Annotated in this window: 9 protein-coding genes; 3 read left to right on the top strand and 6 right to left on the bottom strand. The window is 61.9% G+C overall.

The features are described from left to right. Positions 1 to 15 precede the first annotated feature (15 nt). Entirely contained in the window at positions 16 to 2,076 is a 2,061-nt protein-coding gene (locus tag NPS47_RS13525; RefSeq protein WP_274295416.1) for a TonB-dependent receptor, read from the bottom strand. A 235-nt stretch (positions 2,077 to 2,311) separates the two neighbouring features. Here NPS47_RS13525 and NPS47_RS13530 point away from each other — a divergent pair, with 235 nt between their 5' ends. Both NPS47_RS13530 and NPS47_RS13535 read left to right on the top strand, forming a co-directional pair. Continuing rightward, positions 2,312 to 2,533, top strand: a complete 222-nt coding sequence (locus tag NPS47_RS13530; protein WP_107024588.1) for a VF530 family DNA-binding protein — start codon at positions 2,312 to 2,314, stop codon at positions 2,531 to 2,533. A gap of 4 nt (positions 2,534 to 2,537) precedes the next feature. Then, on the top strand, positions 2,538 to 3,191 hold the full coding sequence (locus NPS47_RS13535) for a Pr6Pr family membrane protein (protein ID WP_274295417.1): 654 nt from the start codon (positions 2,538 to 2,540) through the stop codon (positions 3,189 to 3,191). A 9-nt stretch (positions 3,192 to 3,200) separates the two neighbouring features. Here the strand turns inward: NPS47_RS13535 and NPS47_RS13540 are convergent, their stop codons facing one another. From NPS47_RS13540 to NPS47_RS13550, 3 genes are all read right to left on the bottom strand, one after another. Further along, a complete protein-coding gene (locus NPS47_RS13540; protein WP_274295418.1) occupies positions 3,201 to 3,971 on the bottom strand; it encodes a siderophore-interacting protein in 771 nt (256 codons plus the stop codon). Next, positions 3,968 to 4,537 (bottom strand): PadR family transcriptional regulator, encoded by a 570-nt coding sequence (locus NPS47_RS13545; RefSeq protein ID WP_274295419.1) that lies wholly within the window; start codon positions 4,535 to 4,537, stop codon positions 3,968 to 3,970. Before NPS47_RS13545 ends, NPS47_RS13540 begins: the two co-directional genes overlap by 4 nt. Positions 4,538 to 4,705: 168 nt before the next feature. Then, entirely contained in the window at positions 4,706 to 7,843 is a 3,138-nt protein-coding gene (locus tag NPS47_RS13550; RefSeq protein ID WP_274295420.1) for a biosynthetic peptidoglycan transglycosylase, read from the bottom strand. A 435-nt stretch (positions 7,844 to 8,278) separates the two neighbouring features. Between NPS47_RS13550 and NPS47_RS13555 the strand changes: the two genes are divergently transcribed. Further along, positions 8,279 to 9,700: an amino acid permease gene (locus tag NPS47_RS13555; RefSeq protein WP_274295421.1), complete on the top strand. Its 1,422-nt coding sequence runs from the start codon at positions 8,279 to 8,281 to the stop codon at positions 9,698 to 9,700. 68 nt (positions 9,701 to 9,768) lie between these two features. Here the strand turns inward: NPS47_RS13555 and NPS47_RS13560 are convergent, their stop codons facing one another. After that, positions 9,769 to 10,893: an OpgC family protein gene (locus NPS47_RS13560; RefSeq protein ID WP_274295422.1), complete on the bottom strand. Its 1,125-nt coding sequence runs from the start codon at positions 10,891 to 10,893 to the stop codon at positions 9,769 to 9,771. A gap of 151 nt (positions 10,894 to 11,044) precedes the next feature. Further along, a complete protein-coding gene (locus NPS47_RS13565) occupies positions 11,045 to 12,664 on the bottom strand; it encodes an FMN-binding glutamate synthase family protein (RefSeq protein ID WP_274295423.1) in 1,620 nt (539 codons plus the stop codon). Positions 12,665 to 12,729 lie beyond the last annotated feature (65 nt).

Here is a 12,729-nt window from a genome sequence, read left to right on the forward strand (position 1 = left end):
GTGATAGGTGTTGCCTTAGAAGGACGTACGCAGACCTACCTCGACACTGCGCCCCGGCGCCGGCGCAATGTCACGCAGGATGGAGCTGGCATAGCGCACGGTCTGGTCAGTGAGGTTTTCACCGCGGACAAAGGCCAGCCACTGGCTCTGGCCGATATCAAAGCGATAGCCGAGGCTGGCGCCCAGGGTGGTATAGCCATCGGTACTGGTTTCATTGTCCGGTTTGCGATGCTGGGCACTGGCATGTTGCACATCAACCCGGGCCTGCCAGCGCTCCCGTTCCCACAGCAGGCCGCTGTTCAGGCGCAGCGGAGCAATGCGTGGCAGGTCTTCGCCGCTGTCCAGGTTCTTGGCCCGGGTGTAGTCGCCGGACAGTTCCAGGGCAAAGCTGCCCAAGTGGTTCTGCGCCAGTTGCCAACGGTCCTGGGCCTCGATGCCATAGAAACGGGCCCGCACACCTTTGTACAGGTACTCGGGCACGTCACCGGCGTGTTCATGATCATGGTCGTGATCGTGGTCTTCATCACCATGGTCATGATCGTGGTCATGGCCTTCGCGCATGTTGCCGCTGGCCAGCAGACCGATGTAGTTGCGGAAGTGACTGTAGAACACCCCGACACTGCCTTTGTGCACCCCATTGTCGAAGCGCAGGGCCAGGTCGCTGGAAATCGCTTTTTCTTTGCTCAGATCCGGATCGCCGACTTCGAAGGTGCCGGTGGCGACGTGGGCGCCATTGGCGTACAGCTCGTAGAAAGTCGGTGCGCGTTCGGTGTAGCCCAAGGTCGCGGCCAGCGACCAGATCGGCGTCAACTCATAGACTGCACCCGATGACAGGCTGGCGGCGGTGAAACTGCTGGCGCTGTCGGCGTGGGCGAAACGCTCGCTGCCCTGGCTGTCGGGATTGATCCGGGTGTGTTCCAGGCGCCCACCCAGGCTCAGGTTGAGGCGCTCGCTGGCTTGCCATTGTTCAAGCATGAACAGCGCCAGGCTATTGGTATCGCTCTGCGGGACGAAGGCCTCCTCACCGAGGGCGGAAAATTCGTTGCGGCTGACCTGGGCGCCGATCACGCCTTCCACCGGCCCCCAAGGTTGATGCCGGGCTTCGACCCGTGCTTCGTAACCCTTGTTCTTGAAGGTGGTGTGAACCTCGCCGCCTTCCATTTCACGATGCTGGTAATCGGTGTAGCCGACGTCGAACTTCAGCGAGCTGAAGGGGCCATCGAGGTCGCGCAGCTCGGAGGCGAAACCGTAGTGATCCTGTTGCATGTCCAGGCGCACACCGGGTTCGGCCACCGAGCCATAGTTCGAGTCATAGCGGCTGTAGGACAGGCCGGTGTAGCCGTGGTCCCAATGATAGGCGCCGCCGACGGCGCCGCCATCCTGACGGCCATCGCTGTTTTCCAGACGATGCTTGCTGCCCGGGTTGTCAGCGTCGCGGACTTTGGAGCTACGGGCGTAGCCGGGGATGCGCAGGTCGTTGAATTGTCGGCTGTTGGCGTCCAGGTGCAAGGCAAAACGGCCGTCGCCGGCTTCCAGCTTGCCGGCGCTGCTGCGGGTGGTGTCGGCGCCGCCGTAGCGCAACTCGCCAGCGCCATGAATACCGTCGATGGCGGCGGAGGGAATGCGGTTGTCGAAGCTGTTGATCACGCCACCGATGGCGTTGCCACCGTAGAGCAGGGCGGCCGGGCCGCGGACGATTTCGATGCGTTCTACGGTGGCCGGGTCCAGCGGTACGGCGTGATCGTAGGACAACGATGAGGCGTCCAGAGCGCCGACGCCATTGCGCAGAATACGAATGCGATCGCCGTCCAGGCCACGAATCACCGGGCGGCTGGCGCCGGGACCGAACCAGGTCGAGGCGACGCCGGGCTGGTTGTTCAGGGTCTGGCCGAGGCTGCCTTTCTGTTGCAGGGCCAGCGCGTCACCTTCAAGCACGGTGGTGGGCGCGGCCAGCTCGCTGTTGCCCAGTGGGTTGGCGGTGATGACCTGGGGTTGCAACTCCACGGCCTGGCTCAGCGGGGAGGCGAGCCAAAGGGCGGCGGTAAAAGGGGAGAGTCGAAGGGGCAAGCGACGCATGGGCGGCAGGGTTCCTTGGCAGGGTAATGATGTTGATACAATATAACATTACCATTATGGGTGGGTGTTCCGATAGCGGTGGGAGCGGGCTTGCCCCGCGATTCGATGTGACTGACTACCTGCAATCGCGGGGCAAGCCCGCTCCCACACATCTCCCACACAGCTGCGCTAGAATGTTTGTAGCCAGCCCACCCCTGGGCTAAGGTGCGCACCTTTGATTCGCTGGAGCACAGGCATGACCACCGCCAACCCCAATCCGCTGCATGGCGTGACCCTGGAGCAGATCCTCACCGCACTGGTAGCGCATTACCAATGGCAAGGGCTGGCCGAGCGCATCGATATCCGCTGCTTCAAGAGCGACCCGAGCATCAAGTCGAGCCTGACCTTTCTGCGCCGTACCCCCTGGGCCCGGGAGAAAGTCGAGCGCCTGTACCTGAAGCTGCAACGCGGCCGCTGAGCTCATGGTCCGGCGCGAGGTCGTGATCGGCCTGGCCGCCTGTCTGGGCTGGAGCGCACTGGCGATCCAGCTGTACCTGGTGCTGTGGGCGCGTTGGCAGGAGCAGGCGAGCCTGATCGGCGGCCTGGTGAATTTCTTCAGCTATTTCACCGTATTGAGCAATACCCTGGTCGCCGTGGTGCTCAGCCAGGCGGCATTCGGCCGCGAGTCGGCGGCGCGCCGCTGGTTTCTCGGCCCGGCAGTCAGTTCGGCTATTGCCGCCAGTATCGTCCTGGTCGGTCTGGCCTATAGCCTGTTGTTGCGCCATCTGTGGCAACCGCAGGGCTGGCAGTGGCTGGCCGATGAGCTGCTGCACGATGTCATGCCGTTGCTGTTCATCGGCTATTGGTGGTGTTGCGTGGAGAAAGGCAGCCTGCGGCTCAGGCATCTGTTGGCCTGGCTGCTGTATCCGGCGGGGTATTTTGCTTATGTGCTGCTGCGCGGCGAGTCGATAGGGGTCTATCCCTATCCGTTCATCGACGTCGCAAGCCTTGGCTACGGTCAGGTGCTGCTCAATGCCTTGGCGATTGTGCTCGGCTTCATTGCTATCGGCCTGCTGATACTGGGCCTGGATCATTGGCAAGGCGGGCGCCTGGCCAAGGCCAGGACGCAACCTTGATGGTGCCGCTTATTCGTCGTCGTGCGGGTCGAGGCGCCAATAGGCAGCAGCCTTGATCAGGTCTTCCTTGACGCCTTTTTCGTCGATCAGCAGGCGCTTGGTCTTGCGCGTCAGGGCCTTTTCCAGGGCAACCCAAGTGTACAGCTGACCTTCCGGCAGGCTCAGGCTTTTCACTACATCCAGCAGATCCTGCTGGTGCCGCTGTACCCAGATCACCTCCAGCTGGGCCTGACTCGCCAGGGCCTGTTGTTCCCCGGCGTCTTCGATCTCGATGACCGCCAGCACCTTGCGCGTGGCCGGCAGCTCTTCCAGGCGACGGGCGATGGCCGGGATCGCGGTTTCATCGCCGATCAGCAAATAGCTGTCGAAGATATCCGGCACCACCATCGAACTGCGCGGGCCGGCAATGTTGAGGACCTGGCCGACCTGCGCCTGGGCCGCCCAGGTCGACGCTGGGCCGTCGCCGTGCAGGACGAAATCGATATCCAGTTCACCGGCTAGCAGATCGATACGCCGTGGGGTGTATTCGCGCATGGTCGGACGCAGGCCATCACGGCTGAAGTCGAGGTTGTCCAGCGCCGCCTGTTCTTCTGCCGAACAGGCGAACATCAGCTTGACGTGATCGTCGCTGCCGACACTGGTGAAGCCTTGCAGTTGCGCTCCGCCCAAGGTGATGCGGCGCATGCGAGGGGTCAGATCGGTGACCCGCAGCACATCCAGGCGGCGATGTTTGATCTCATGGTTGACGCGATGAATCGCGTTGTTTTCGCTGGCACTCATTCGGTTTTCTCCGAGGCGGTCGCAGCAGGCCCTGCGACGATGGCTTTGGCGGTGTTGTTGAGCAGGGTACCCACCCGCTCGATTTCTTCCGGGTTCCAGCGGCCACTGTGCATCTGCAGGGCATGGCGCAGGTTGTGCACTGCTTCGTGGATTTCTGGCGGTCGGTCGTGGCCGAACAGCGAGCGTTTACTGACTTCGATGCGCATGCGCACGCCGTCCAGGGCGATGGCCTGCTCGGCCAGGGACTCGACACCGGCAGCGGTGACGCTGTAGAGCTTTTTACTGCCATGAACCTGGCCGACGATCAGCTCGCTTTCTTCAAGGAAGGTCAGCGTCGGGTAGATAACGCCCGGGCTTGGGCTGTAGTTGCCGCCGAACAGGTTTTCGATCTGGCGGATCAGGTCATAGCCGTGGCAGGGCTGCTCGGCCAGCATCGACAGCAGCAGCAGTTTCAGGTCGCCAGGGGCGAAGACCCGTGGCCCGCGGTCGCCGCGCTCGCGAGTGTGGCGGCGTTCGAATCCGTCATGGCGTTCGCCATGTTCGCGGTGGGGGTGATGTTCACGCATGGAGGGCTCCGTTTGCGTTAGATGTATCTTTAGATATTACTCAAGATATATCTTAAAGCAAGTGTGAGAGTGAGAATATTTCTCATGAAGGCGCTCAAGGAGATGAGCGGTAGCGCTGACAGAGCAACACCCAGGCGCCGTCAGCCGCCTGGGTGTTGCTTTACCGGACTACTGCCGGGCTACTTGCTGAGGGGCTTTGCACAAGGTGTGGCTACCGGGTTGCAGGTACGGGGTAAGGATCGGCGCCATGCCCTTGAGGACCTGCACCGGCAGCGCCGAGGTGAACTTGAAGGACTCGGCGGCGCGTCCGGGGACGAACGCGGTGAGGGTGCCGAAGTGGTTGTCGCCAAGGAAAAACACAAAGGTCGCCGTGCGGTTGATCGCTTTTGAGCCAAGCAGGCGGCCACCGGCGCCCCAGCTTTCGAGGCGGTTGTCGCCAGTGCCGGTCTTGCCGCCCATGACCATCGGCGTACCGTCGTTGAGTTTGAAACTGCCGGACACCCGGCGTGCAGTACCGGCATCGACGACCTGCGAAAGGGCACCGCGCAAGGCGCGGGCGACCTCCACCGAGAGCACCCGCTGGCCAAGGTCGGGGTCGCCTGCCAGGCGTGTTTCATACGGGGTATCGGCGGCAAAGTGCAGGGTATCGATGCGCAGGGTCGGCAGGCGGATACCGTCGTTCTGAATGATCCCGATCAGCTCGGCCAGGGCTGCCGGGCGGTCGCCGGAGCTGCCGATGGCAGTGGCCAGCGAAGGCACCAGGTGATCGAAGGGATAGCCGACCCGTTTCCAGCGCCGATGGATATCGAGGAACGCTTCGATTTCCACCAAGGTACGAATACGGCTGTCACGCGCGCCTTTGTGTCGGCTCTTGAACAGCCAGCTGTAGACTTCCTGGCGCTCGAACTGGCTGGCCTGCGTCGCCTCTTGGAAGCTGGCATTCGGGTTGTTGAGCAAGTAGCCCAGCAGCCACAGGTCCAGCGGGTGGACCTTGGCGACAAAACCCTGGTCGGGCAGATCGAATTTGCCGGGGCCGTAGGCGTAGTACAGGTTGTCCAGACGCTCATCGGTCAGAATGTCTTGCTTGGTGGGCTTGCGCTTGGTGTCCTGCAGGTCCTTTTTCACGTGGGCACGGACGAAGGCGTTGAAGGTGGCCTGGTCAGCTTCGGGGAACAGGTAGCGATGCACGGCGGCCAGGCGGATCGGCGTGATGCGCAAGCTGTCGAGGAAGGTGTCCAGGCGCTGTTGTGAAGTTTTGCGCTGGTACTTTTTCCAGAACCTGCGCAGGTAGTCGGTACCCTCCTTGTCGGCAAAGCGCGCCAGGTACTCCTGGCGGCGTGGCTCGGCATCATCCTTAAGCAAGCTGATGCTGCTGCCCGGTGTCTGGTAGGTGCTGTAGCGCACCAGGTCACGCATCAAACGGATAAACGGCAGGTTGATCGACTCGCGCAGGGCGTCTTTGAGCGTGGGAATGCGGTTGTTGTCTTCTTTGCGGAAGTTATTGAACACATGCATGCCGCCACCGGTGAAGAAGGCTTCGCCGGGGCTGGCCGAATACTTGCGATTGAGCGCGGCATCGAGCATCGTGGTGATGTTGCGGTCCTTGTTCTGGATCAGGTAGTCGAGGGCCCAACGGGTGATGAAGTCCAGTTCAGCGACCTCGACCTTCTTCAGGTCGGCAGCGGGAGTATTGGCGTACTTGTCATGCAGTTCGGCGATGATCTCCAGGTAACTGGTCAGCACCCGCAGCTTGGCGGTGGACCCCAGCTCCAGCTTGCTGCCCTCGTTGATGTCGAACGGCTGGTCGGTACTGTCGGTTTGCACCCGCACGCGCGAACCGTTGGCGGTGCGTTCAAGCAGGGTAAAGCTGTAGCGCACCTGGGTGGTGCTGGTCGGGGTCAGCAACCGCTCGCCAAACAGCCCGAGCTTCTCGGCGATGGCCGGATCGGCGAGGTCCTTGAGGTACTGGCTGACCTGGCCTTGCAGGTCGGACTGCAAGGTGCTGGTGGCCGACAGGTCGAGGCGGTCAAGGTCGTACAACGGCCGCGCCAGGGCCAGCGACAGGCGGCTGCGGGCAACGCTGATGCCCTTGTTGGTGACGATCGGTTGAATGGTCGGTTGCGCCACCCAGTCGCGGTAGATCGCCTTGCTGGCCAGCGCGGCGTCGGCCAGCGGTTGATCGACGATGTTGGCGGCGGCCAGTATGCGAATGTGGCTGTCGGTCAGGTCGGCCAGTTCATTGCGGCCCTTGGAGAGAAAATGCGAGGGACGGCGCTGGGCAATCATCAGCGACAGCACCTGACGCAGGGCCAGGCCACGAGCGGCCTGGCTTGCAGGATCGGTTGCGGTTGAAGCCAGGGCCTGATTGACCTGGGCGAAGTCGGCGCCGTACCAGACCCGCAGGCCCTCGGCCATGCCATGCACTTCACCATGCCCGGGCACTGCCGACAGCGGCACGCTGTTGAGGTAGTCACGCACGATGCGCTGGCGTGCTTCGAGGGTTTGCGGACCGCCCTGGTAGGCGCGCACGCTGGCGGAAATCATCTGGCGGATTTTTTCGCTGCCCGAGACGGTCAGGCCGTCGGGAGAGTGGCGGTACTTTTCCAGTTGGGTGGCCAGGGTGCTGCCCCCGGCAGACTGGCCGGGCAGGGCCAGGTACTTGGCGACCTGGCTGTAGGCCGCCTTGGCAAAGCGTGGCCAGTCCACGGCCGGGTTGGCGTTTGGATCGTTGGGGTCGAGCAGGTCGCGGTTCTCGATGAACAGCAGGCTGTTGACGATGACCGGGGGGATGGAGTCGAAGTCCGGGTACAGGAACTGCGGGTAGTGGTACTGGTACAGCACATCGCCCTTGCAGTCGGTGATCGACAGCCCGGTCTGGATCTTCTCTTTATAGGGAATGAAGAAACCATGCTCGGTGTAGTTCATCAGCGCCGGGGAAAAATGCACCTGCTCGCTGATCACATAATCGCGCTTGAGCAGGCGTGGCAGGAACTCCCCCAACGCGCTGTAGCCCAGGCGTTTGTCGAACGGCCCGTCACCGGGGTAGATGATCGCATCGCTGGGGCCCGGTTGCAGGGAGTAGGTCAGGGTCGAGGCGAGCTGGCTGAGCTCACGCGACTGCAGGCGCGAGGTATGCATTTCGTTGGCGGCGGCAAGTCCCAGCGCAATAAGGGCGAGCAGCAGCATCAGCCCGATCAGCCACCACCCTAGATGACGCTGGCGAGGGCTTTTCGGCGAAGGCGATTCTTCAAGGGATTCAGAGGGAGTTTCCTTACTCGTTGGTTCCGATTGCCACAATGCGCCCATAGTGTTCAGCCCGGCTACGTATTTTCGTCTCGCTTGCCTGAAGCTTAGACGGTGAGCGGGTTTGGTGAAAAATTTGTAAGCCCTGTAGGGCTGCTCCTAAAAAGGGTACGACCTGCGCCTTTGGTAGAGGTTGAAATGCCCTGTTTTGGTGCTATGTTAGCCGCCCTGTTTATCACCCTGGAGAAAAGCACGGGGAATGCCCTCGGTGACTGCGGTTTTTGCCGAGACTTCTCGCCAAATATCCGGCTCTTTATAGTGAAATGCCCTGCAGGGGCCTTTCTATACTGCTCGCCCCTTTCGCTTTGCCGGTTTTGCGTGCCGGCAGACGGGTCCGCTCACAAGGTGGTGCCCGGCAAGACAGCGTATTCAGCCTATCGGCGGTACCAGGTCTGCACGACGGGTCTATATCCAATAACAAAATGAGGTTGTATTTCTATGCCAGTCGGCAACCCTCCTGCTCACAGTGAGACCGCCCAGGGCGGCCCACTCAAGCGAGAACTCGGCGAGCGACACATTCGCCTGATGGCGCTGGGCGCCTGTATCGGTGTCGGCCTGTTCCTGGGCTCGGCCAAGGCCATCGAAATGGCCGGCCCGGCAATCATGCTGTCGTACATCATTGGTGGCCTGGCGATCCTGGTGATCATGCGTGCCCTCGGTGAAATGGCCGTGCACAACCCGGTCGCAGGCTCCTTCAGCCGTTATGCTCAAGACTACCTCGGCCCGCTGGCGGGCTTTCTGACCGGCTGGAACTACTGGTTCCTGTGGCTGGTGACGTGCGTTGCGGAAATCACCGCGGTGGCCATCTACATGGGCATCTGGTTCCCCGACGTCCCGCGCTGGATCTGGGCCCTGGCGGCACTGGGCAGCATGGGCGCGATCAACCTGATTGCGGTCAAGGCCTTCGGTGAGTTCGAGTTCTGGTTCGCCCTGATCAAGATCGTCACCATTATTGCCATGGTGCTCGGCGGCATCGGTGTCATTGCCTTTGGCTTCGGCAACGACGGTGTGGCCGTGGGCATTTCCAACCTGTGGAGCAACGGCGGCTTCATGCCCAATGGCGTGACCGGTGTGCTGATGTCGCTGCAGATGGTGATGTTCGCCTACCTCGGCGTAGAAATGATCGGCCTGACCGCCGGTGAAGCGCGCAACCCGCAAAAGACCATTCCCCAGGCCATCGGCTCGGTGTTCTGGCGCATTCTGCTGTTCTATGTCGGCGCACTGTTCGTGATCCTGTCGATCTACCCGTGGAACGAAATCGGCAGCCAGGGCAGCCCGTTCGTGATGACCTTCGAGCGTCTGGGTATCAAGACCGCTGCCGGTATCATCAACTTCGTGGTGATCACGGCGGCACTGTCGTCGTGCAACGGCGGTATCTTCAGTACCGGGCGCATGCTCTACAGCCTGGCGCAGAACGGTCAGGCTCCGGCGACCTTCGCTCGTACCTCGAGCAATGGCGTGCCGCGTAATGCCTTGCTGCTGTCGATCGCCGCATTGCTGCTGGGCGTACTGGCCAACTACCTGGTGCCGGAGAAAGTTTTCGTCTGGGTCACCGCGATCGCCACCTTCGGCGCGATCTGGACCTGGGTGATGATCCTGCTGGCACAACTGAAATTCCGTGCCGGTCTGAGCGAAACCGAACGTGCGGCGCTGAAATACCGCATGTGGCTGTGGCCGCTGAGCTCCTACCTGGCGCTGGCGTTCCTGATCCTGGTGGTTGGCCTGATGGCTTACTTCGAGGAGACCCGTGTGGCGCTGTACATCGGCCCGGCGTTCCTGGTGATGCTGACGGTGCTGTACTACGTGTTCAAACTGTCGCCTAAAGCCGACAGCGTACAGCTGGCGCGTTCCGCTTCGTGATGTAGAAACATCGCGGGGCAAGCCCGGCTCCCACTGTGGGAGCGGGCTTGCCCCGCGATGAGGCCCCTTCAGGCCGCTGTCATTTGTACCGGCCGCCCCAAACGCTTGTTCAGATCAAGCCAGGCCGCCAGCAACGCCATCACCCCAACCCCGACCAATGCACTCAGCATCTGCATCGACCAGTGCTCATCCGCCAGGGCATTGACCATGTCCGCCAAGGGCGCGAGCAATACGCCCAAACAGAACACTTCCAGCGAATAGCGCCCCATGCGACAGGTTTGCCGGGCCAGCCAGTTTTGCGTCCAGCGGCTGTCAGGCAACAGTTTGGCGGTGACATAAGCCAGTGCCAGGAAGTGCAGCAAACGTACCGGTGACAGATCGGTCTTGCTGATCGGGTACAACAGCTCGCTGATCGCTGCCGGCATCCATGCATCGTGAATCTCCGGCCAGCGCCAGGAAATAGTGATCAGCCCCGCCAGCAGTGAATACACGGCCGCCGCGAGAAACAGCGGTTGGCGCAGCAATGGCCGGGTTTGCGGCGCGCGTGGCTGCTGCCCGTGTATCGCTGCGGCGCCACCGAGCACGAACAGAAACTGCCAGGTGACCGGGTTGAAGTACCAGACGCCGTCGGAAAAGTTCGCCAGATTCCAGCCGAGCTTTGGCGCCATCAGGTACACCGCCATCGAGACGCCCACTACCGCCCAGGTATGGCGCAGCAACAGCGGCAGGGCGATGGCCAGGCCGGCCAACAGCACGATGTACAGCGGCAGCGGGTCCATCAGGTTGGGCTTGAAGCGCAACAGCAGTTCATCGGTCAGCGCTTGCTGGGGATTGGTGATGAAATGCGTCAGGCCCATTTCCTCGACCAGGTCGCGGGTCTGCACATGGCTGTTGGCGTAGAAGACGATGCCCATCAGCATCGCCAACAGGAAGATATGCACCACATACAGTACCCAGGTGCGTCTGAGGATTTTCACACAGGCAATCAGGTAACCGTCGCGTTGCAGGACTTTGCCGTAGGCCAGTACGGCCGCGTAGCCGGCAAGAAAGACGAAAACCTCCGCCGCATCGCTGAAACCGATATTGCGCAGGGTGATCTGGCCCAGCGGGTTATGCGGGATGTGATCCCAGAAGATGAAGATCAGCGCCAGGCCTCGAAAGAAATCGATGCGCGGGTCGCGTCCGTTAAACATGGCAGCGGGCTCTTGAACAGTTGATTTAATAGTGACAGGCCGACGTAGGAATTCTCTTGTGCCGCACGTCGGGCGGGGGGCAGGGTGGCGGTATTGGCAAGCAATTGCAAAAGTTTGCGTATTACTTGATGTCTCAATACCGCGCTGATTTTCAGGCGACTGCCAGGTCCTGGGGCTCAAAGCTGTCCGCCCGGGCCATCTGCCACATCCGCGAATAGAACTCGCCACTGATTTCGCCACTGAGCAGTTCGCCCGGCTTGAGGAACACATGCATCTGCGAGAACAGCTTGATCTCGGTGGCCGAGACCCGGCGCACCAGATGCCTGGCCTCCAGTTGCGACGGGTGATCCAGGCCTGCCGCCGCGAGCATTTCGGCCAGGGCCTTGAGGGTGCTGTGGTGGAAGTTGAACACCCGTTGAGCCTTGTCCGGCACTACCAGGGCACGCTGGCGCAAGGCGTCCTGAGTGGCAACGCCGGTGGGGCACTTGTTGGTATGGCAGCTTTGCGACTGGATGCAGCCGATGGCGAACATGAAGCCGCGTGCCGAGTTGGCCCAGTCGGCGCCGATGGCCAGCATGCTGGCGATGTCGAAGGCGCTGACAATCTTGCCGCTGGCGCCCAGTTTGATCTTGTCGCGCAGGTTCAGCCCAACCAGGGTGTTGTGCACGAACAACAGGCCTTCCCGCAGCGGCACGCCGATATGGTCGGTGAATTCCACCGGCGCCGCGCCGGTACCGCCTTCCTTGCCATCGACGACGATGAAATCCGGCAGGATCCCGGTTTCCAGCATGGCCTTGGCAATGCCCATGAACTCCCAGGGATGACCCAGGCAGAACTTGAAGCCCACCGGCTTGCCGCCGGACAGTTCGCGCAGCTGGGCAATGAACTGCATCATTTCGATCGGCGTGGAAAAGGCGCTGTGGCGAGACGGCGAAATGCAGTCTTCACCCATCATCACCCCGCGCGTCTCGGCGATCTCGCGGGTAACCTTGTGCTTGGGCAGGATGCCGCCGTGTCCGGGTTTGGCACCCTGGCTCATTTTGATCTCGATCATCCGCACTTGCGGGCTGCGGGCCTGTTCGGCGAAGCGCTCGGGGTCGAAGCGCCCGTCGGAGGTACGGCAGCCGAAGTAACCGCTGCCCAGCTCCCAGGTCAGGTCGCCACCGTGTTCGCGGTGGTAAGGGCTGATGCTGCCCTCGCCGGTGTCATGGGCGAAATTGCCCAGCTTGGCGCCCTGGTTCAGGGCGCGGATGGCATTGGCGCTGAGCGAGCCGAAGCTCATTGCTGAAATGTTGAAGACCGAAGCCGAGTAAGGCTGGGTACATTGCGGGCCGCCGACGATCACCCGAAAGCTCGCCGGGTCGCTCAAGGGCGCCGGGCGCATGGAGTGGCCGATGAATTCGAAGCCGGACTGGTAGACATCGATCAAGGTGCCGAAGGGTTTATCCGACGCTTCGTTCTTGGCCCGGGCGTAAACCAGCGAACGCTGGGCGCGGGAGAAGGGCAGGGCATCGCTGTCGGCTTCGAGCAGGTACTGGCGGATTTCCGGACGAATGCCTTCGACCAGGTAGCGGATGTTGCCCAGAATCGGGTAGTTGCGCCGCACCGCGTGGCGGCTTTGCAGCAGATCGAACAGGCCGATCAGGCTGAGCACGGCGGTGGTCAGGGTGAACGGCCACAGCCATTCATGCTGCAGGAAGGGCAGGCTCACCAACGTGAACAGGACACAGGCGGCGAAAAAGGCGTAGCGGCTGAGAAGTGACAGGCTCATACGGATTCCTTGCGATGGCACGGTCAGGCTCAGGGCCTGGACAATCCTCGACCTTAGCCCGGTTG

Source organism: Pseudomonas putida (genome assembly GCF_028682475.1).
GTDB lineage: Bacteria > Pseudomonadota > Gammaproteobacteria > Pseudomonadales > Pseudomonadaceae > Aquipseudomonas > Aquipseudomonas putida_AG.